The organism is Vibrio ponticus, from assembly GCF_009938225.1.
GTDB lineage: Bacteria > Pseudomonadota > Gammaproteobacteria > Enterobacterales > Vibrionaceae > Vibrio > Vibrio ponticus.
On the sequence record NZ_AP019657.1, the window covers coordinates 1,705,681 to 1,727,914 of the forward strand.

Annotated in this window: 16 protein-coding genes; 10 read left to right on the forward strand and 6 right to left on the reverse strand. The window is 45.5% G+C overall.

Features of this window, described 5'->3' with window-relative positions; translation table 11 throughout:
* The first annotated feature begins 213 nt into the window (after positions 1 to 213).
* The 5 genes from GZN30_RS07445 to GZN30_RS07465 all read left to right on the forward strand — a co-directional run bounded on the left by GZN30_RS07445 (position 214) and on the right by GZN30_RS07465 (position 8,266).
* On the forward strand, positions 214 to 2,205 hold the full coding sequence (locus GZN30_RS07445; RefSeq protein ID WP_075648648.1) for a methyl-accepting chemotaxis protein: 1,992 nt from the start codon (positions 214 to 216) through the stop codon (positions 2,203 to 2,205).
* Positions 2,206 to 2,354: 149 nt separating this feature from the next.
* Entirely contained in the window at positions 2,355 to 3,524 is a 1,170-nt protein-coding gene (locus tag GZN30_RS07450; RefSeq protein ID WP_075648649.1) for a DUF1887 family protein, read from the forward strand.
* 154 nt (positions 3,525 to 3,678) lie between these two features.
* On the forward strand, positions 3,679 to 5,205 hold the full coding sequence (gene norR / locus GZN30_RS07455; RefSeq protein WP_075648650.1) for a nitric oxide reductase transcriptional regulator NorR: 1,527 nt from the start codon (positions 3,679 to 3,681) through the stop codon (positions 5,203 to 5,205).
* A gap of 234 nt (positions 5,206 to 5,439) precedes the next feature.
* On the forward strand, positions 5,440 to 7,098 hold the full coding sequence (hcp, locus tag GZN30_RS07460; protein ID WP_075648651.1) for a hydroxylamine reductase: 1,659 nt from the start codon (positions 5,440 to 5,442) through the stop codon (positions 7,096 to 7,098).
* A gap of 85 nt (positions 7,099 to 7,183) precedes the next feature.
* Positions 7,184 to 8,266 (forward strand): hybrid-cluster NAD(P)-dependent oxidoreductase, encoded by a 1,083-nt coding sequence (locus GZN30_RS07465; protein WP_075648652.1) that lies wholly within the window; start codon positions 7,184 to 7,186, stop codon positions 8,264 to 8,266.
* Between the two features lie 64 nt (positions 8,267 to 8,330).
* On the opposite strand, the gene fadR is transcribed toward GZN30_RS07465, so the two are convergent.
* Positions 8,331 to 9,170, reverse strand: a complete 840-nt coding sequence (gene fadR, locus GZN30_RS07470) for a fatty acid metabolism transcriptional regulator FadR (RefSeq protein WP_075648653.1) — start codon at positions 9,168 to 9,170, stop codon at positions 8,331 to 8,333.
* Between the two features lie 636 nt (positions 9,171 to 9,806).
* Here fadR and nhaB point away from each other — a divergent pair.
* Together nhaB and dsbB are read left to right on the forward strand one after the other, a co-directional pair.
* Positions 9,807 to 11,393 carry a Na(+)/H(+) antiporter NhaB gene (gene nhaB, locus GZN30_RS07475; RefSeq protein ID WP_075648654.1) on the forward strand — a complete coding sequence of 529 codons (1,587 nt, stop codon included), beginning with the start codon at positions 9,807 to 9,809 and terminating at the stop codon, positions 11,391 to 11,393.
* Between the two features lie 85 nt (positions 11,394 to 11,478).
* Positions 11,479 to 11,997, forward strand: coding sequence for a disulfide bond formation protein DsbB (gene dsbB / locus GZN30_RS07480; RefSeq protein WP_075648655.1), 519 nt, complete (start codon positions 11,479 to 11,481; stop codon positions 11,995 to 11,997).
* A 137-nt stretch (positions 11,998 to 12,134) separates the two neighbouring features.
* Here the strand turns inward: dsbB and GZN30_RS07485 are convergent, their stop codons facing one another.
* Positions 12,135 to 12,725, reverse strand: a complete 591-nt coding sequence (locus GZN30_RS07485) for a DUF1349 domain-containing protein (RefSeq protein ID WP_161987042.1) — start codon at positions 12,723 to 12,725, stop codon at positions 12,135 to 12,137.
* A gap of 30 nt (positions 12,726 to 12,755) precedes the next feature.
* On the reverse strand, positions 12,756 to 13,283 hold the full coding sequence (locus GZN30_RS07490) for a phosphoribosyltransferase (protein ID WP_075648657.1): 528 nt from the start codon (positions 13,281 to 13,283) through the stop codon (positions 12,756 to 12,758).
* A gap of 172 nt (positions 13,284 to 13,455) precedes the next feature.
* On the opposite strand from GZN30_RS07490, the gene GZN30_RS07495 reads away from it, so the two are divergent.
* Positions 13,456 to 14,346 (forward strand): LysR family transcriptional regulator, encoded by an 891-nt coding sequence (locus GZN30_RS07495; protein WP_075648658.1) that lies wholly within the window; start codon positions 13,456 to 13,458, stop codon positions 14,344 to 14,346.
* A 63-nt stretch (positions 14,347 to 14,409) separates the two neighbouring features.
* Here the strand turns inward: GZN30_RS07495 and GZN30_RS07500 are convergent, their stop codons facing one another.
* Positions 14,410 to 17,502, reverse strand: coding sequence for a DNA translocase FtsK (locus GZN30_RS07500; protein ID WP_075648659.1), 3,093 nt, complete (start codon positions 17,500 to 17,502; stop codon positions 14,410 to 14,412).
* A gap of 246 nt (positions 17,503 to 17,748) precedes the next feature.
* Complete coding sequence (gene lrp, locus GZN30_RS07505; RefSeq protein ID WP_006710825.1) at positions 17,749 to 18,243, reverse strand: leucine-responsive transcriptional regulator Lrp; 495 nt, start codon at positions 18,241 to 18,243, stop codon at positions 17,749 to 17,751.
* Positions 18,244 to 18,399: 156 nt separating this feature from the next.
* On the opposite strand from lrp, the gene ald reads away from it, so the two are divergent.
* A complete protein-coding gene (gene ald / locus GZN30_RS07510) occupies positions 18,400 to 19,524 on the forward strand; it encodes an alanine dehydrogenase (RefSeq protein WP_075648660.1) in 1,125 nt (374 codons plus the stop codon).
* Positions 19,525 to 20,023: 499 nt separating this feature from the next.
* Here ald and yfbV read toward each other — a convergent pair whose 3' ends face one another.
* Positions 20,024 to 20,476, reverse strand: a complete 453-nt coding sequence (gene yfbV / locus GZN30_RS07515) for a terminus macrodomain insulation protein YfbV (RefSeq protein ID WP_075648662.1) — start codon at positions 20,474 to 20,476, stop codon at positions 20,024 to 20,026.
* A gap of 469 nt (positions 20,477 to 20,945) precedes the next feature.
* Here yfbV and GZN30_RS07520 point away from each other — a divergent pair, with 469 nt between their 5' ends.
* Positions 20,946 to 22,142, forward strand: a complete 1,197-nt coding sequence (locus GZN30_RS07520; RefSeq protein WP_075648663.1) for an acetate kinase — start codon at positions 20,946 to 20,948, stop codon at positions 22,140 to 22,142.
* Positions 22,143 to 22,234: the final 92 nt, after the last annotated feature.

Sequence of the window (22,234 nt, forward strand, 5' to 3'; positions counted from 1 at the left end):
CTTCTTTGCAGCTATTTAGGTATATGACGAGTATGCGTCATGCGTCACTAAATCACAATTAAAAACAGCGACACATAAGATTGACGATTCTGAAAACTACATGCGACCAAGTTATTTTTGTCTTGTGCGTCATAAAACGTGTGTCTCGATATGAAAACAGTTGTCCGAATTCTGATATTTTTTACTGCAAATAAACAAATAAAGGAGAGATCTATGAAGGGCTCAGTGATCAGGCGCATGTACGCTGGCTTTGCATTGATCATATTCATGTTTGCTGTCTCAACGATAATGGCGTTGCGCGGCATGGAACAAATACACGTGAATTTTGCAAGCGTGACCAACACGTCGCTGCCGTTGGTGTCTCTATCAAACCGTACAAACGTGGCTTTGCTGTCTGCCGATAAACTGTTTAAAGATTATCTTACTACTCAAAGTTTTGAGCGCATGGATACCATCCGAGCCCAATTCGAAGAGGCAAAGACTTACTATGATGACAGTTTGAAAGAGCTTGAAGCTGCCAGTGCGAATGACCCTGAATTGATCGCTCGCGTTGAAGAAGTAAAGCAAATTGAGCTGCGTTACTTTGCAGCTGCAGATTCAGCGATGGATAACTATCGCAATATGTTTGCCGCACAAGAGCAAGTTCAACTCTCGACACGCCAATTCCAACGTCTGCACTCTGAACTGAGTGCGGGAATGAAAGAGTACGTTGAAAAACAAGACAATATTGTCGTCAAAGTAATGTCGCGCAGTTACTTTGAAAAGCTTAAAGATGCTGAGGTGATTACGTCTGATGCTTTAGCCAGCAGTGATACTGAAGCGGTTGCCAAAGCGGTGGCGAAAAACAAAAAAGCCGTTACTCACCTTAACTACGCGTACAGTGGTTTAACCACGCAAATGCCGTCATTGAAAGATGAATTTGATGCCTCTGTTGCCCAATTCTCAATCGATATTGGTCAGAAAGGTGGTGTTCTCGATCAACACAACAATTATCTCACTGAACGTAAAGCGTTGTATGAAAACATTGCCAACTTAACCAAGGAAGTTGACACCTCACGCTCACTACTTAATTCGTTTAGTGAAACAGCTCAAGCAAGTCTCAATCAGTCACTTAGTGAAGCTGGCAGTGTGTATGATTCTGGGCTAGTTCGTTCGATTTTCATGTGTATTGTGATTGTTGCCCTAGCGGCAGGTATTGGCTATCACATTGCCCACAGCGTACGTAATCCGTTGACTCGTATTCTAAAGACGCTGGAAGCGCTAAGCGATGGTGATATGACTCAGCGTATCGACATTCGTTACAACAACGAATTTAGTCGTGTTAGTGGACACATCAATACCTTGGCCGATAACCTGCATGATATTCTGGTCAAACTAAACCAAGCCTCTGATAACCTGACTCACACAGCCAACACTAACCAACAGACCTTGTCGAGCGCACAAAGTCAGTTAAACCAGCAGCGTCAGCAAACCTCTAGTGTGGCAACTGCGATGAACCAGATGCGTCAATCGGTCGAAGAAGTAGCACAAAGCGCGCAAGGCTCTTTGCAGATGGTTGAACAGGTCGAGGTAGCCTCTGAGCAAGGTCGCCAGATCATGAGTACCAATATCACTACCATCAATCAGCTTGAAATGCGCCTGACTGAATCCGTTGACGCGGTGAAAGAGCTACAAACCATGAGCAGTCAGATCGGCACCATCTTAGATGTGATTCGTAATATTGCTGAACAAACCAACTTACTCGCACTTAACGCTGCGATTGAAGCGGCCCGAGCTGGGGAGCAAGGACGAGGCTTTGCGGTAGTAGCCGACGAAGTACGAGTACTTGCCCAACGTACCACCGAATCAACCTCTGAAATCGAGAAAATGATTGCCGCGCTACAAAGCAGCTCTAGCTCTGCCAACAATGTCATCCAAAGCTGTATGAACGACATGACGTTAACGGTTGACCAGGCGTCTGATGCCAACAGTGCGATGGAAGAGATTCAATCACTGATTATTCAAATCACTGAGATGAGTGGGCATATTTCCAGTGCTTGTACTGAGCAAAACAGTACTACCGCGGCCATTGCGCAAAGTGTGGAAGAAATCAATGAGATTGCTGATTCGAGTTATCGAGCCATGGCAGATATCGCGGAAACCAGTAACGACCTCACCAATTTAGCCAATCAACAAGGCAATTTAGTCCATCGGTTTAGGCTATAAATGTCAATTTCCGGCTAAATAATTGAACAAGGGCGATTAAATTAGTTAATCGCCCTTGTTTTTTATAGACCTGAACATTATATGGTTACTAAGGCTTGCTGTGTTTTACCTTAGTACCCCGTTTTGCAAGCCAACCATGAGGAAAAGCTATGGCAATTCATGTTGGCATAATTGACCAAGATCCAATTCGTTTGGTCACACCATTATTAGATAATAGAACCCTCAGTCAGCACATTGTGTTCATTGGGATAGATGCGCAAAAAGAGATGTATGAGCGCCTACACAGCGTGTTGGCAAAACGCCAAATCACCTCAGAATTTTTTGAAATACCTAACGTCGCTAATACGTCACGAATCAAACAAGCCGTCATTCAATTGGCTGATGAATTAAAATCCAGAGGCGGTGCGATAAAACTCAATGCAAGCTGTGGTTTACGTCATCGTTTGTTATCGGTCTACGAAGTTTTCCGTAGCTATCATTGGCCTATCTTTGTTGTGGAACCAAACAGTGATCGCCTGTGCTGGCTCTACCCCGAAGGTCGTGAAGATACGCAAGTAGAAGACTTAATCACCATTGACGATTATCTGACCATCTTCGGTGCTCGCGGTGAGTTTGCCGAGCATAATATCCCTCCTCAGCTTGATAAAAAGCTCTATGAACTTGGTGAACGTTGGGCAAGCAATGCCCTAGAGTTAGGCCCTGGTCTCGCTACCCTCAACTACCTTGCAACCACCTGCCGTAAAGAACAACGTTTGGATGTTGAACTGTCTGAAAAGCAGCAAGGCTATCGTGAACTCAACATGCTTCTCTCTGATCTCGTCGAAGCGCAAATCGCAACCTACGAGAACGGTATTTTGACTTTTGCGAGTGAGGAAGCACGTCGCTTCTCCAATGGTGAGTGGCTTGAAACTTTAGTCCACAGTACCGTACGTCAAATTCAACAAGATATGCCGACCATTCAAGACCACTCGCTGAATGTTCAGGTTTACCGCCAGCTAGGTGAACGTGAAGTACGTAATGAACTGGACGTGGCGTCTGTGGTCAATAACAAGCTGCACATCATCGAATGTAAAACCAAAGGCATGCGTGATGACGGGGATGATACGCTTTACAAGCTAGAATCACTGCGTGACCTATTAGGTGGCCTGCAAGCTCGCGCAATGTTAGTCAGCTTCCGCCCGCTACGTTATAACGACATCACCCGCGCAGAAGATCTTGGTCTGGCACTGATTGGTCCTGACGAGCTTAAAGATCTGAAAACTCATCTTGCCCAATGGTTTGATGAAGCTGGCGGCTCAGAGGATTGCTCTGACTGCTAACTTAACCATACCAAATAACACGCATAGCCTCGCCTTAGCGGGGCTATTTTGTTTTTGACCTTGGTCAAAAGGACATCAGTTATAAACTCGCCACGATGTACTTTTGACATCACCTTGCTAGCATAGCGACTCTTTTATCAATAAGAGCTTCGATATGCCTTCAAACGTTGAACAAACTCTCCTGAATATTGCCCTTAACTTGAGTTCCAATTTAACCAGTGAAGAGCAGTATCAGCACTTAGTCGAAGGCATCAGTCAGGTCTTCCCTTGCGATGCCGCTGCACTGTTTATTCTTGACCAACAAGGCTTTCTTACGCCGGTTGCCGTTAAGGGCGTCTCTCAATCAATACTAGGCCGTCGCTTCTTCCCTAGCGCGCACCCTCGCCTACAGCAAATCATGCAGAGCAAAACTCCGGTTCGTTTTGACGCAAACTGCGCCCTGCCTGACCCATTTGACGGCGTGATGCTAACCACCGAACAGACAATTGATGTACATGACTGTCTCGGTTGCAGCCTCTACGTAGAAGGTCAGCTCGTCGGTGTACTCACCATGGATGCACTGACCGTTGGCGCCTTTGACCAGCTTGACCCTGTAATGGTCGATACTTTTGCGGCACTGACTGCCGCCACACTGCGCAACATTGCTCAATTCAAAGCACTTAAATCACAAAACCGCAAGCACCGCTCTGTGACTCAAACCCTGATCCAACAAGCGAGAACTCAACAAGGCGACATGGTTGGTCTTAGCCCTCAGTTTGAAAAACTGAAAAGCAACATCGCAACCGTCGCAAAGTCCGACTTTGCGGTGTTAGTTTGGGGGGAAACTGGCACTGGCAAAGAGTTAGTGGCGCACAATCTTCATGCACAGTCCCATCGAGCCGATAAACCAATGATCTATGTAAACTGCGCCGCTCTGCCTGAAGGGCTCGCCGAAAGTGAGTTGTTCGGTCATGTTAAAGGCGCATTTACCGGTGCCAATAGTCATCGTTCTGGCAAGTTTGAACTCGCCGATGGTGGCACCATTTTCTTAGATGAGATCGGTGAGTTACCTTTGATTTTGCAAGCTAAACTGCTGCGCGTGATCCAACAAGGTGAGTTACAACGGGTGGGCAGCGATCAACATCTAACCGTGAATGTGCGTATCATCGCCGCGACCAACCGCAAACTTGAAGAAGAAGTCGAACAAGGACGCTTTCGAGCCGACCTGTACCATCGTCTCAATGTTTTTCCGATCCATGTTCCGCCACTGCGCGAACGTGATGGCGACATTGCAGTGCTGTCTGGTTATCTGCTCGAGAAAATGCGTAGCCAATTCAATGCCCCAAACTTACATGTGCACCCTAAGGCGTTACAAGTACTGGAGTCTCAACCTTGGCACGGCAACGTTCGTGAACTAGAACATAGCTTAACTCGTGCAGCTTTACACGCGATCCAAAACGAGCAAACAACGATTCAATTACACCACTTTGACGATGTGAAAAACGATACTGATGTAAAAAACACATCACAGTACTTCCCTGCCACCAGCCAACCGATGCGCGCGCTGGTCGAACTTTATCAAAAAGATTTGATTGCTCATGCTTTAGACCAATCGAACAGTACTTGGTCGCAAGCAGCGGACTTTCTCCAAATGGACCGCGGTAACCTCTATCGTATGGGCAAAAAGCTCGGTATCAAATAACTGCTCTCCCTTGATTCAGCGATGTAATAAAGACAACGTCAACGATGTCTTTATTACATCGAAACATTATCAGTCAAAGACAAAAACACTTTAATATCAATAAGATAAAAACTGGCACACTCCGTGCTCTATAGCGTTCATCAAAACTCGCTAACCACCTATACAGCGCCAATACGTGCTTAAGTGGTCGGTTAAGCCAATGAATAACTATTACGAGTAAACTGGAGTATCACTATGTTCTGTATTCAATGTGAACAGACAATTCAAACCCCAACCATTAAAGGCTGTTCATTCACACAAGGTATGTGTGGAAAAACATCGGAAGTTTCAGATCTACAAGACGTTCTGGTTTACACCCTACAAGGCGTTTCTTACTGGGCTGAGCAAGCTCGCGCATTCAACATTATTAATGCTGAAATCGACACTTGGGCACCACGCGCATTTTTTGCCACATTAACCAATGTTAACTTCGACCCTGAGCGTATTCTTGAATTTACCAATCAAGCAGCGCAATACAAGGCCGAGCTTAAGCAGCAAACCCTTGCAGCAGCAGCTCTCAACAATGTTGAACTTGAAGCTGCACCTCAAGTCGCCGAATTTGAACTACCAGCAGACGCCGCAGAAATCCTCGCTTTTGCCCCTCACGCTGCGGTTAACCGTGGTAAAGAACAAGTAAGTGAAGATGTCATTGGTCTGCGTTTATTGTGCCTTTATGGCTTAAAAGGTGCGGCGGCTTACATGGAGCATGCTCGTGTCCTTGATCAGACTGACGCTGCCATTCATGCCCAGTTCCACAAAATCATGGCATGGTTAGGTACTGAGCCTACCGATCTTAATCAGCTACTTGAGTGTTCGATGGAAATCGGCTTGATGAACTACAAAGTGATGGAGATGCTTGATTTAGGCGAAACCGCGACTTTTGGTCACCCAGCACCAACAGCAGTCAATGTAAAACCAGTCAAAGGCAAATGTATTCTAGTATCAGGTCATGATCTGCATGATCTCGAAAAAATCCTCCAGCAGACCGAGGGCAAAGGCATCAACGTTTACACCAATGGTGAAATGCTGCCAGCACACGGCTACCCAGAACTCAACAAGTACCCTCACCTAGTGGGTAACTATGGTAGCGCTTGGCAAAACCAACAGAAAGAATTTGCCAACTTCCCTGGTGCGATTGTGATGACGTCAAACTGTTTGCTTAACCCAAATGTAGGTCAATATGCTGACCGTCTATTTACGCGTAGCATCGTAGGTTGGCCAGGTGTAAGCCATATTGAAGGTGATGATTTCTCAGCAGCTATTGAAGCGGCACTGGCTGCGCCAGGCTTCCAACACGATGAAATCGAACAAATGATCACGGTTGGATTTGGTCGCAACGCACTCATGAACGCAGCACCGGCGGTAATCGACCAAGTGAAACAAGGTAACATTCGCCACTTCTTCCTCGTTGGCGGCTGTGATGGTGATAAATCAGAACGCAGTTACTACACCGATTTCACCGCCAACGCACCAGAAGATACCCTTATCTTGACTCTTGCATGTGGTAAGTTCCGCTTCAACAAAAACCAATTCGGTGACATCAACGGTATCCCTCGCCTACTCGATGTTGGTCAATGTAATGATGCCTATTCAGCAATCCAACTTGCGCTTGCACTGGCTAAAGAGTTTGACTGTGACATCAATGAGCTGCCACTAACACTGGTTCTATCATGGTTTGAACAAAAAGCGATTGTGATCCTACTGACGCTATTTGCTCTTGGCGTTAAAGGCATTTACACCGGTCCTACCGCGCCTGCGTTCTTGACCGACAACCTATTGGCAATCATTCAAGAAAAATTCGATATGCGTGCAATCAGCACCGTCGAGAATGACCTACAGACCATCCTAGGTTAACTGTAATCACTGCCACGTCTGCCATCTTGCGAGTCATTGATTGTCGCAGATGGCAGATTCTTTTGTTTGTTATTTGAGATTCCCCATGCCAGCCAATACTCTTGTTGCTAACCCACCACGCTATCCTGCTACCTTACGCTGCATTGAAAAATGGTTCGAAACTGATGATTGTGTTTCACTATTACTCGCCGGTGCAGACGACCACCAATTTGATTTTAAACCCGGTCAATTTGTGACTTTGGGCGTCAATATTGGCGATTCGACCGAGTACCGAGCTTATTCCATTAGCTCCTTACCGGGACAGTCATGGTTACAACTTACGGTAAAGCGAGTCGAAGGTGGCAAGGTATCCAATTATATCGTTGACCAACTCGCGGTTGGCGAGCAAGTTGAGTGCTTAGCGCCTGCAGGAGAGTTTAACAATATTGACTGCCCGCCTATCAGCGTAGAGGGCAAGCGTAAAGCACTGCTTATCAGTGCAGGCTGCGGAATTACGCCAGTATTCGCCATGGCGCAAGCGTGGCTAGCAGAGGAGAATAGTGGCAGTGAGACAGATATTACTTTTCTCCATATCGCGCGCAATATCGAACAAACCATTTACTTCAATAAGCTTAAAGCTCTTGCAGCAAACCACGCCAATTTTAATTTACAGCTGCTGTTAAAAGAGGCTCAAGAGAGTGATTATCCACAAGGGCGCCTGTCGGCTGAATGGCTTGAAACTTTGGTTGCAGACTTTAAACAGCGCAGTGTTTATCTTTGCGGACCAAACCAGTTCATGCTTGATACGGCGAGTTATCTTGAGCAACTCGGATATGAAATGAACCATTTCCATCAAGAAAGCTTCACTCCGACAGCGACTGAATCTAATCAAGCTCACAACGCGAACAATGAAGTTGATGGTAACAATGATGTCAATATTGAACTTCCATCATTGGGACAAAGCCTACAAGCAAGCCGAGGCACGTTGTTAGCCGATGCACTAGAGCAAGGTGGTGTGCCAATCATTATTGCTTGCCGCAGTGGCATCTGTGGCTCTTGCAAATGTAAGGTGAAAGTGGGTCAGGTAGAGAGCAGTAGCCACTCTCCATTAACCGAAGAGGAAATCGCGCAAGGTTACGTATTGGCTTGTTCGTCTACACTCAACGATGACGTAACGATTGAACTGTAATCCTACTATTTAAACACAAACGCTCATCGAAATGATGAGCGTTTGTGTTTATTTGCTTGAGCGATTAGCAATCATCTTCAGTGAAGTTTGTTGGCAGCGTCGTTTTCATTTTCTGCCAGATCTGTCCACTTTCAATACCATAGTGGCGCACTAACACAGGGATACTCTCGCGGTTACCCGACTCACACACTTCTAGTAGGTTACGATAGAACTGTAATGCAAGCTCGCGCGCTTCAGGGTTAGAGAAGTAGTAGCTACCCACACGATCATACAGTTTTCTTAAACCATTGAAGATCAGACCGTAAATTTGATTGCCTGAATGGAAAGCTAGGCGCTGAAACAGCATGTAGTCATATAAATTGAAGGTTTTCGCAATCAAAATCTGCTCGCGCTTGAGCGGATCTTTCTCACCATCATCTTTAATTTGCTGTTTAATTTTCTCCGCATATGGCGAAGATTGCATGAATTGTTCCCACGACTCGGCATTAACCAATGCTTCACAAGAATCAATCACATTCTTGATGGTGCGCTCCGAGTTCTCTTTATTCGCTTTGAATGCATAACGCATAAAGATAGGGCTGATATTAGTTCGTGCTGCAAGCAAATCTTCAACGATAGAAGTCGCGTTGTCGGCATCGAGTGTCATCAAGGTATCTAGAATATGTAAACCTGACGTTTCCATAAACTGGTTTACCTTAGTTGGCTTTCCGTGCTGAATAGTCAGCCAGCCATCTCGCGCTAAACGTTGCAGTACTTCACGTAACGTTGTACGTGTCACACCAATCAGCTCTGAAAGCTCGCGTTCAGCTGGAAGAATGGAACCTGGAGGGAAGCGCCCTTTCCAAATACTCTCAATAATGTATTTTTCTGCAAATCCTGCAGGGCTCTTTGCCTTAATGACCATTAAATTGCGTCCAATATTCTATTTATTAGGGGGTTCAGAATTACTCATCATACCACTAGTTATTACTTATCGGAAACAAGCTGATAGTAAAGTTCTCGCAAAATAAAAATAGAGTAATAACACTAATTTTAATCTCAATGAGACACGCAGACTCGGGGTAGACAAAAGCAAAAAATAATAATTTTCTTCTGTTTTGTGCAATCTAAGTTCCCACCAGCATTAGTCCAAATGGTAAATCTTAGTTTTCAAAACTCACAATCTTTGTGTGCTTATTGTACAAAATTTGTGAAGTTTGGACGAATTTTTAATCATTTCGCTTCTTGTGAGAAAGAAAACACAATTTCTTACAACTCATATGATATGGTTAGCGTTCTTTGATCGCGTTTTACGAATGAACACGCAAAGTGAACTTTCGAAAGAAACATATTAATTGACTCTATTTCAAGGGGTAGTAGAGTTTGCGACAAAGTTTTGGAGTGCTTGTCATTCTCAAGGAGTGACTTGGCAAGCTGCATAACCTTTCAAGGGTGTTGTCTTACCGAGTTAACATAATTTCGAATAATATCCATAGCCACCGCAAAATATGATGTGGGGGCTGTGCGGTATTTAATTGGAACAAAAAAGAGTAGTCGAATCATGCCAATGTCTCTCGGAAATGCGTTTATCAAGAACTTTCTTGGTAAAGCGCCAGACTGGTACAAAGTCTTAATCATCGCTTTCCTTATTATCAACCCAATCGTCTTCTTTTTCGTCGACCCGTTCGTCGCTGGTTGGTTGTTAGTTGCGGAGTTTATTTTCACCCTTGCTATGGCACTGAAGTGCTACCCACTACAACCGGGTGGTCTACTTGCCATTGAAGCTGTTGCTATTGGCATGACAACGCCAGGGCAAGTGAAACACGAACTCGTGGCAAACATTGAAGTACTACTACTGCTGGTATTTATGGTTGCAGGTATCTACTTTATGAAGAGCCTACTGCTGTTTATCTTTACTAAGATACTGCTAGGCATCCGTTCTAAAGTACTGCTTTCAATGGCTTTCTGTTTTGCAGCTGCGTTCCTTTCAGCGTTCCTAGACGCTCTGACTGTAATCGCGGTTGTGATTAGCGTTGCGGTAGGCTTCTACGCGATTTATCACAAAGTAGCTTCTGGTAACCCGATTGGTGACCATGACCACAACAACGATGAAACCATTTCAGAACTGACTCGTGATGATTTAGAGAGCTACCGCGCTTTCCTACGTTCATTACTTATGCACGCAGGTGTAGGTACCGCGCTAGGTGGCGTAACCACCATGGTTGGTGAGCCACAAAACCTAATCATTGCCGATCAAGCAGGTTGGTTATTTGGTGAGTTCCTAATTCGCATGGCACCAGTAACGCTGCCGGTATTCTTCTGCGGTATCATTACTTGTGCACTGGTTGAGAAATTCAAAGTGTTCGGCTACGGCGCAGAACTGCCTGATGCTGTGCGTCAAATCCTGGTTGATTTCGATACTGAAGAGCGCAAGACACGTACTAACCAAGACGTAGCTAAGCTATGGGTTCAAGGTGCAATCGCGGTATTTTTGATTGTCGCATTGGCAATGCACTTGGCGGCAGTTGGTCTCATCGGTCTTTCAGTAATCATCCTAGCGACAGCATTCACAGGTGTAATCGAAGAGCACTCAATGGGTAAAGCGTTTGAAGAAGCGCTACCGTTTACTGCACTTCTGGCGGTGTTCTTTGCCGTAGTAGCGGTAATTATCGACCAGCAACTATTTAAGCCAGTGATCGATGCGGTACTTGCAGTAGAAGATAAAGGCACACAGCTTGCGATGTTCTACGTAGCAAACGGCTTACTTTCAATGGTATCTGACAACGTATTCGTAGGCACGGTATACATCAACGAAGTAAAAGCAGCACTGATCGATGGTGTTATCACTCGTGAACAGTTTGACCTACTAGCCGTTGCAATCAACACCGGTACTAACCTACCGTCTGTAGCAACACCAAACGGTCAAGCAGCCTTCCTATTCCTGCTGACTTCAGCACTCGCACCATTGATTCGTCTATCGTACGGTCGCATGGTGATTATGGCTCTGCCATACACGATTGTACTTGCACTAGTAGGTTTAGCCGGCATCATGTTCTTCCTAGAGCCTGCCACTGCTTGGTTCTATGATATGGGCTGGATTGAGCCACATGTTGGTGGTGTTGTTGAAGCTGTTTCTGGCGGACACTAATTTTTCTACTTGATTAGGAAACTAATCCAAGCTAAAAAGCTCTGAACAATCAGAGCTTTTTTTATTTCTGAACAAGGACAGAATTTTGAACTTTCTAGCAACGTTAAAGAGCTTTTCACAAAGCCGTCTTTCATGGGCTATCTTACTTGGCTTCATCGTCTTCTTTGAAGCTTGCGCCCTATTCTTCCAACACGTTATGGAACTGCCACCTTGTGTCATGTGTATTTATGAGCGTGTCGCGATGATGGGCATCGGTGGCGCAGCAATCATTGGTCTGATTGCGCCACAAAATGGCGTGGTGCGCTGGGTAGGCTTAGGTGCATGGGGTTATAGCGCCTATCGCGGTCTAGAACTCGCTCTAGAGCACGTTGACTATCAATTTAACCCATCACCATTCGCAACCTGCGATCTATTTGTACGCTTCCCTGAGTGGGCGCCACTTAACAAATGGGCGCCTTGGATGTTTGAAGCTTACGGTGACTGCTCGAAAATCGTTTGGCAATTCCTAACGCTTTCAATGCCACAATGGTTGGTGGTGATTTTCGCGGCTAACTTGGTGGCATTGGCGGTGATCGTTGTGTCGCAATTTGCAAAAAACAAATAGTCCTCGCACGCTAAACGTTAATGACTTGGCTGCAAGAATCATAGGCAAATGATATGACTAGCCTATGATTCTGATTGTGCGCAATATAAAGGGTTGGCAATTGCCAACCCTTTACTGTTTAGTGCCAAGACTTTTGCTCAACTGCCGTCTCTAAAATTGCTAATCGTATTCGACCCCAATTGAATATGACTAAATTCAATTTCCGCGCCATCCACAAACGGCGCTTGTGCCGCAACCCCAACCTGCAGTGTTTCTCGCCAGTTGATGGGAAACTTCCTCACAAATCGCCAAACCTTGCCATCTAAGCTGTAATGGAACGCTATCAGGTCGCCTTGTCTTATTACCCTTAAATGACAATGAGCAGACGCTAAACACTCGTTGTTGGTATCATCAGACCAAGTGTTGGTGACCACAGAAACAATTGAGATCCCATCGTCTGCGCATCGCTCAATACAGAGTTTTGCCCAATGTTCCTCGTCGCTGCGAATCATTAATGCACCAGCGTCATACTTTCCTACCAGCAGGCAATGCACTTCAGCTTGCAAGCAAAAATCACCCTCAACTTGGGTAAAATAAAAGCTCGCATTGTCAACGACCGTTGAATTGTAAGAGCGAATAAAATCGGTTTGAGCAAAGGGGCGAATGGTGATGCCATTTTCGTCCAATTGGTAGTGCTTGGGTGGGTTTAACCACTTAAAATCATCGGCAATACTGTTTTCTAAAATCATAACGTTAACTGTCATCTAACCAAGTTGGGGTTACTCAACAACTAACTTGGATACGTAAGGGATATTTCTCAGCTGGTCTTGCCAAGGCAGTCCATAGCCAACCAAAAGGTCATCATTCTCCATCACATAGGCGTGATGCTGAGTCACAGGAATGTCGACACGACCAGGTTTGACAAACAGTGTCGCGATGGATAGAGAGTTTAAATCGAACTCTTGCTGCAAAAAGTGAGCGATACGTTTCATGGTGCCGCCAGACTCAATCGCATCATCAACCAAAATAACATTACGCCCAGTTAAGGGGATGTTTTGGTGAAAGACAATCTCAGAGCTGTTATTTCTATCTCCTGGTGTATGCGGACAAGAGATGTAATCCATGCTGATATCAAATGTCAGTTCACGCACTAAATCGGCGGTAAACAGTATTCCACCGGGTACCACGCTGACGATCACCGCATCCTGCCCAGCAAAGCGTTGATTTAACTGCTGAGCAACTTGACTCACGCCCACCTTGATTTGCTCCTGACTCAGAACCAAATCGCCAATATATTGCTTACTCATCTCTGTTCCTTTCACCATCGTTTGTTGCAGTGATAGCCAAACGCAATCGCCAAGATCATCTTATGATTGAGATATCGTCAAACATGACATCACTACTAGTTCGCTGACATATTGCCTCAGAGACTTGATATAAATAAAATAGATTTATTGTATTTAAATATCTAATTATTCGATGCTAATTCACCTTGCTAGCCACCTACCCTATTTCTCTGCTGTTGCGCGTCACTTAAGCTTTTCCAATGCTGCGGACGAGTTGTCGATCTCCCAATCTTCCGTCAGCTATCAAATCAAGAACTTAGAAGACAAACTTGGCTTTAAACTGTTTCTTCGAGGACAAGGAAGCAAGGTTGAACTGACAGCAAAAGGCATGGCGCTGTATCAAGAGTATGCCGCGCTCGAGCGCAACTTCAATCAGGTGGTGGCTGACACGCAATTAAGTAACACGCGAACTCATTTAGAAATGACGGCTCCGTTAGACTTGGGCATTAAATTGCTCACACCTGCGCTAGCGCAACTCGAAGCGGATCAATTGATTGTGAACTTAGATTTAACCGATGAGGTTATCGAGCTTAAGCGAAGTCGTTTTGACTTCTCAATCCGCAATAAAACCGATGAAAGTGGGCTGGAATATATTCCTTTAGTCTCACTAAAAAACATCTTGGTGTGCAGCCGTCACTATTCTAGCAGCAATCAGATTTCTGCCTTTGAACACATCAACGACAGTCACCGCTTAATCGTCAGAAACCCGCTAAGAAGTAATACTTGGGAGCAACTGTTTCAGCAATATGGACAGAGTTTCCACCAGCATAGCAATATGCAGGTGATCAATAACAGCTTCGGAATTTATCAAGCCATCGTAGCAAATGCCGGTATCGCGATATTGCCTGAGTACTTCGTCGATGAAACCAACCATCAGCAGCTCTATCTCTTTGATGAGCCACTCAACGAAACCCAGTTCTACCTCGCCTTTCAACCTTCTTATGTCGCCAAGAGATGGGCTGACCGCATCAAGAGTACTATTTTAAACTCGATAGAAGATAGAAAGCGTTTTGTCTTGCAATAAAAAACGCAGGAAATTCCTGCGTTTTTCTTGATACCAAATTGGACAATCTGGTACTGGTTTTGATTAGTTCATATCCCGCCCAGGAGCAGGAGCCAGTACTTCACGGTTACCGTTATGCCCTGGCGCACTGACAATACCTTGAGCCTCAAGTTGCTCGACGATACGAGCAGCACGGTTGTAACCAATCTTAAAGCGGCGCTGCACACCGGATACTGAACCTCGACGTGACTGCACCACGTGCTCCACTACTTGATCAAAGAGTGGATCAACGTCTTCGTCTGCTTCCATGGTTTCACCCGGCAGTAAGCTCTCTGGACCTTGGTCACCACTGATGATCTCTTCGATATAGTTTGGCTTACCACGCGCTTTCCAGTTGTTTACCACCGCATGTACATCATCATCCGACGCAAACGCACCATGCACACGAATGGTATGACTTGAGCCCGGAGGTAGGTAAAGCATGTCACCCATACCAAGTAGCGATTCCGCACCACCTTGGTCAAGAATGGTACGCGAGTCAGTCTTAGTTGATACCGTAAACGCGACACGAGTTGGGATATTGGCTTTAATCAAACCAGTAATAACATCCACCGAAGGACGCTGAGTAGCAAGAATTAAGTGAATACCCGCTGCACGCGCTTTTTGCGCCAAGCGTGCAATCAGCTCTTCAACTTTCTTGCCCACTACCATCATCAAGTCGGCAAATTCATCCACCACAACAACGATGTATGGCAATTTCTCAAGTAGTGGCGCTTCAGGGTCCATACTGTCGCCCGGTTGCCACAATGGATCGTGGATCGGATGTCCAGCTTCTGCTGCCATCTTCAACTTGTCATTAAAGCCTTTAATGTTACGTACACCTAACGCCGACATCAGTTTGTAACGACGCTCCATCTCGCCCACACACCAGCGCAGTGCATTAGACGCATCTTTCATGTCGGTTACCACTTCCGCAAGTAGATGTGGAATACCTTCATAAATTGAAAGCTCCAACATTTTCGGGTCGATCATGATAAAGCGCAGATCTTCCGGTGATGCCTTATACAGCATACTCAAGATCATCACGTTCACACCCACCGACTTACCGGAACCTGTGGTACCCGCAACCAGCACGTGTGGCATCTTCGCGATATCAGCAATTACAGCTTCACCCGCGATGTCTTGACCTAATACCACCGTTGTTGGCGACTTAGCCTCCGCAAAGGTTTGACTACCGACGACATCAGAGAAGTAAACCGTTTGACGGCTCATATTCGGTAACTCAAGACCCACATAAGGTTTACCCGGAATAACCTCAACCACACGCACCGCCATCGCAGAAAGCGAACGCGCTAAGTCCATAGAGAGACTTGAAATGCGGCTTACTTTTACCCCTGGCGCTAGGTCTAACTCAAATCGAGTGATTACCGGACCAGGGAAGATATCCACTACCGTTGCTTGAATCTTATAGTCTGCCAGTTTTGACTCAACTAAACGTGCGATCGCCTCAAGTGCATCACGATCGATAAAGTTCTCGCGCTTCTCCGGATGGTAAAGCAGATCCAGTGTGGGCAACGGTTCGGTTGGTTTCGGTAAGTTAACTTCTTGCTGAACCAAGAATGGGTTCTGCTGCGCCACCACTTTGGCTTGTGCATCTGCAACCATTGACTGGAACGCCGCAACGTCTTGATCACTGTCTTGTTCAATTTCTTCGATAAACGGCTCTTGCTCAACGACTGGTGCAACGGGTGCTTGCTGATATGACACTTCTGAAACCGTATCAATTTCAACTGGCGGTAACTCTTGCGCTGGCTGTTGAACAAACGCCTGTTGAGTGTCATCTTCAGCGACATCAAATGAACTAATGACAGGTTCAACATGCGAGCTATCTGGCTCTACTTGCTGACTAATTTGCTCTAACGTTGCTGAATCGATTAGTGGTTGAAGCTCTTCCTCGGTGTTATTCCATGGCAGATCATCGATTGGATCAACTGCCGCAGGTTGATGTTCAACTGGTGTGTGTTGCTCATGAAGTTGTGACGGTGGCGCTTGCTCGTCTACAGCGGCAGTCGCAACAGACTCATTTTGCCAGTCAGCAAAATTCTGCTCTGCCATATCGTTTGAGTTAAATGCATCTTCTTCTAACTGCTCGATAGTGGCATCTAACTGACGAGTGCGTTCAATTTGATTACTTGGTTCAGGGGCAATCTCTGGTGCCGCTGCTACCACTGGTTCGACATAAACAGGTGTTGTCGCCATGACTTCTGCCACAGGCTCAGATTCAACGTGTAAACTGCTCGGCTCACTCACTACGTCGTGAACTTGCACGTCAGAGTTGGCCACCTGAGCGTTAACCGTGTGAGCGGCACTGGTCGCAGCGATGGCTGTCGCACTCTCCGGCATATGGATGTTATAACGTCTTGGCTCCGCAGAAACGGGAGGAACATCCTCGTCATTCGAAATATCACGACGTTGTGGTTGTGGGTAGTCCTCTGCATTTTTGAGCTCTGGTTCCATAAGCTCATCGCGCTCGCCACGGATAGCGTTCACTGCGCGAGTAAAGAGTTTAATCGCGAGCTCACCTAAAGTATCAACGATGCTCAACCAAGAGATACCCGTCAATAGAGTGAAACCCGCCCCCCAAAGGAAGAGCAGTACTAAGGTTGTACCAAGAACATTCAGCGTTGGTAAAGCCAAACTCGTCAATACATCCCCAATTACGCCGCCGGATGAAAAATACCAAATGTCATCAAAGTTGATATCAGCGAGACCACAACTGGTCAGGATAAGAATGGTTAAACCCAGCAGGCGAGTTCCCCATAACATCAAGTCAAGAGGTTCATCTTCACCACGCTTACGTAGCAATACCCAAGCAGCAAAAGTAATGATGACCGGTAAGCTGTAAGCCAAAGAGCCAAAGCCAAAAAACAGGGTATCAGCAAGCCAAGCGCCTGTTGCTCCGCCTAAGTTTGCAATATCGCCAGCCCATGCCGTTTGTGACCAAGACGGATCGGCAGGATTAAATGAGAGTAACGCGATTGAAAGGAATAGCGATCCAAGAAATACGATGATCAAGCTGCATTCTTTCAAACGCTCAGGTCCTGTTAGTCGAGAAGATAGAGCCTCTTCTCCAGTCTTGATTATTGTTTCGATTTTATTGCTGTTCTTCTTGAACATAACCAACTTATCTTTAATAGAAAAAAAATAGCCCGAGAGGCAATGCCACTCGGACTATAGATTTAACCATATCAAGGTCAAAAACCCAATTGTCTAACGTCAGAATATGGGAAGGATTTTACTCTGAAACGTTATTTCATTCGATTCGAGTGAGCTTGTGCCAGAAAAGAACCAAGTTGACAGACCTTTTCAATCCCAAATCGGTCAACTCAAAGTTTAAAAGCGGCTCACCCTGAATCAAATCGACTAGCGAGTTTTGATAACGAGTTGGTTGGTTTGTTTCACTTCTTCCATAACTACGTATGTACGGGTGTCGTTAACACCAGGTAGACGCAGTAGTGTATCGCCTAGCAATTTACGGTATGCACCCATATCTGCTACGCGAGTTTTTAATAGGTAGTCAAAATCACCCGATACTAAATGACACTCTTGGATATCATCCAGTTTTTGCACTGCTGTATTGAACTGTTCAAATACGTCTGGCGCACCGCGATTTAACGTAATTTCAACAAATACCAGTAGTGATGCATCTAGGTATTGAGGGTTAAGGAGTGCGGTATAACCCGTGATGTAACCTTGACGCTCTAATCGACGTACACGCTCAAGACATGGCGTTGGTGAAAGCCCCACGCGCTTAGAGAGTTCAACGTTTGAAATACGACCATCTTTCTGTAATTCGTTAAGAATATTACGGTCAATACGGTCTAGATCCTTAGACGGCTTCTTATTGTTGTCTGCCATTTTTTATTCCACCTTATTACTTCCTTGCAAATATATATACTACATCTTTTAAATATTTAGCAACAAATGTTAAACATTTGCTTTTATACTAGATATTAACTCGACAATACTACCCCACACATAGTCATTACAACCAAAATATAATGAGGAGTCAGGATGATCATTGGCGTACCTAAAGAAATCAAAAACCATGAGTACCGTGTTGGCATGATCCCAGCGAGCGTTCGCGAGCTAGTGTCTCAAGGTCACCAAGTTGTTGTTGAAACCCAAGCCGGGGCAGGCATTGGATTCTCTGACGATGATTACATCGCTGTAGGCGCATCCATTCTTCCTACTGCTGCTGACGTTTTTTCGAAAGCAGAAATGATTGTTAAGGTCAAAGAGCCTCAAGCTATCGAGCGTTCAATGCTTCGAGAGGGACAGATTTTATTTACTTATCTGCACCTAGCACCAGATTTTCCACAAACTGATGAGCTAATCAAGAGCAAAGCCGTCTGTATAGCCTATGAGACTGTAACAGATAATATGGGTCGCCTGCCACTTTTAGCGCCAATGTCTGAAGTTGCGGGTCGAATGTCGATACAAGCTGGCGCGCAAACATTAGAAAAGTCTCATGGAGGTCGAGGCCTTTTGCTAGGCGGGGTTCCGGGCGTTGAGCCAGCCAAAATTGTTGTGATCGGTGGTGGCGTTGTTGGTGCAAATGCTGCACGTATGGCAGTAGGTTTACGTGCCGATGTAACAATTTTAGATAGAAATATTGATACACTTCGCAAATTAGACGAAGAATTCCAAGGTCGCGCCAAAGTCGTTTATTCAACCGAAGATGCGATTGAAAAACATGTACTTGAGGCTGATCTCGTGATTGGCGCTGTACTGATCCCAGGCGCAGCCGCACCTAAACTGGTCACCAAAGCACATATTTCTAAGATGAAACCTGGTGCTGCGGTCGTCGATGTCGCCATTGACCAAGGTGGCTGTTTTGAGACATCACACGCAACAACTCATGCAGACCCAACTTATATCGTCGATGATGTCGTGCACTACTGTGTCGCGAACATGCCAGGTGCAGTAGCACGAACCTCTACTTTTGCTCTAAACAATGCAACATTACCTTACATTGTTAAGCTCGCAAACAAAGGTTATCGCCAAGCATTGCTCGACGACAAAGGCTTCTTAGAAGGACTCAATGTGATTCACGGTAAAGTCACATGCAAGGAAGTAGCCGAAGCTTTTAATCTTGATTACGTAACGCCTGAAGACGCGATTGCTATGCATAGTTAAAAAGCGAAACGCAAAACATGAATGTTTTGCTACGGATTACGGAACGTAAAGCGCAATTACGCTTTACTACGGAGACGAGAACGCAGCGAGTTAACTCGCTGCTACGGATAAAAAAATCGTTACTCCAACCGTTTTATTTGTTCTTGTTTTTCTCACAGCGTAGCGTTTTGTAGCTCAGCACTTGTTGCTGAGCGTTCCCGCATCTCAAACTAAAAAGGGTCGGCAAACGCCAACCCTTTCGTTTATTCGTGTTTTTCTCACAGCGCAGCGTCCCGTAGCTCGGCACTTGCTGCTGAGCGTTCCCGCATCGCAAACTAAAAAAGGTCGGCAATGCCGACCCTTTCATTTGTTCGTATTTTTCTCGCAGCGCAGCGTTTCGTAGCTCAGCACTTGTTGCTGAGCGTTCCCGCATCCCGACTCCCGAAGCAACGCTTAGCGTTGCGTTCTCGACTCTCAATTCTCAATTCCCGCAGTGAGGCGAAGCCGAACGGTCCCCCTGCTAAAACCATCTCTCTAAAGAGGTCTTATCCAACTGGCGAAATGCACGATTCAGCAGCTGCGCAAGCTCTTTGTAGCGTGGGCGTGATTTCATTGGCTCAAGCGCAAAACCACTTTCGATGATCTTTTGGTGCAGTTCACGATACCAACCGGCTAATGCTGGCGGCAATTGCGTGTTTGAACGGTTCCCTAGCCACCACATACCTTGAATCGGCATACTGATTGCGAATAGAGCCACAATCACTGCCTGTGGTAATGCTTGGTAGTTAGTAAATGCCATTTGCGTTAACACGCTGATGGCCGCAACCGCTGGCATTACTTTCATGCCAAAGCGTGTCGCTTTGATGATACGTTGCTCTGGGAATAGTGGAGCAAGTTCTTTGCGCATCGGCCAAGTATCCATGTACTTTTGTCCGTCACGCAAACTGTGAACGATACCGACTTTATTATTCATAATACTCTCTCACTTCCAATTCAGGGCGTTCGAACTAAAAAAGAGTTGAAAGATTCAACTAATCGCGTAAAAATTTGACTAAAGTTAATATTCTTTCAAAATTTTTTTGTTATATTGCTTTATTATCGCTATCCTTTGCAGACCCTCAATCTCATTGTTGCTCTTATTTACAATTTAGGCAACTCTGAGAGACATCTGCAAGGATTGCACAAGTTGATTGCTTGGTAAAGCAACCTCTTTTTATATACGGATTTAAAAGTTTTTTAGTCACAAGTAGTACGCAGCTGATAAAAGGCTCGACTATTCTTGTGATAAATTTTCATCCTAACTGATTTTGATATCTACGGTGATGAGAGCAGAGCTTAGCTCGTCGATGAGGTTCACAGCTATTGTTGTGAGCCTTTTTCCAATGAGTTCGCTTTGTGTTTTATTGCCCACGATATTTCAGACGATAAACAGGTAGTCATACATGTCTAAGCTAGTATTAGTTTTAAACTGTGGTAGTTCTTCTCTTAAATTTGCTGTTGTTGATGCAGAAACTGGTGCTGAGCACCTAACCGGTCTTGCTGAGTGTCTTGGTCTACCAGAAGCTCGTATGAAATGGAAACTTGATGGCAAGCACGAAGCTCAACTAGGCGAAGGCGCAGCTCACGTAGAAGCACTATCTTTCATGGTAGAAACTATTCTTGCTTCTAAGCCTGAGCTTAAAGCTAACCTAGGCGCTATCGGTCACCGTATCGTACACGGTGGCGAGCAGTTCACTCAATCTGCACTTATTACTGATGAAGTTCTAAAGGGTATTCAAGACGCTGCGACTTTCGCACCTCTTCACAACCCTGCGCACCTTATCGGTATCGAAGCTGCGAAAGTAAACTTCCCTGGCCTACAAAACGTTGCTGTATTTGACACTGCGTTCCACCAAACTATGCCTGAAGAGTCTTACCTATACGCTCTACCGTACAACCTGTACAAAGAGCACGGCATCCGTCGTTACGGCATGCACGGTACTTCTCACCTATTCATCACGCGTGAAGTTGCAGGTCTACTAAACAAACCAGTTGAAGAAGTTAACATCATCAACTGTCACCTAGGCAACGGCGCATCTGTATGTGCAATCAAGAACGGTCAATCTGTAGATACTTCTATGGGTCTAACTCCTCTTGAAGGTCTAGTAATGGGTACTCGTTGTGGTGACATCGATCCTGCGATCATTTTCCACCTACACGACGCACTAGGTTACTCTGTAGAGCAAATCAACAACATGCTAACTAAAGAGTCTGGCCTACAAGGTCTAACTGAAGTGACTTCAGACTGTCGTTTCGTTGAAGACAACTACGGTCAAAAAGAAGAAGCAACTCGTGCAATGGACGTGTTCTGTCACCGTCTAGCTAAATACGTAGCAGGTTACACAGCTTCTCTAGAAGGTCGTCTAGACGCAATCACTTTCACTGGCGGTATCGGCGAGAACTCTGGCCCAATCCGTGAGATGGTTCTTAACCGTCTAGCTATCTTCGGTATCGAAGTAGACAGCGAAGCAAACCTTAAAGCGCGTTTCGGTGGTGAAGGCACTATCACTACTGCAAACAGCCGCATCCCAGCAATGGTTATCTCTACTAACGAAGAGCTAGTTATCGCTGAAGACACTGCTCGTCTAGCAGGTCTGTAATTGACTCCACTGGCTAGCCTTTGGGCTGGCCAGTATTTTCTAAAAATAGAAATTTAGGGGCTCAACTCCTATTCCATGAACTCTTCAAGGAA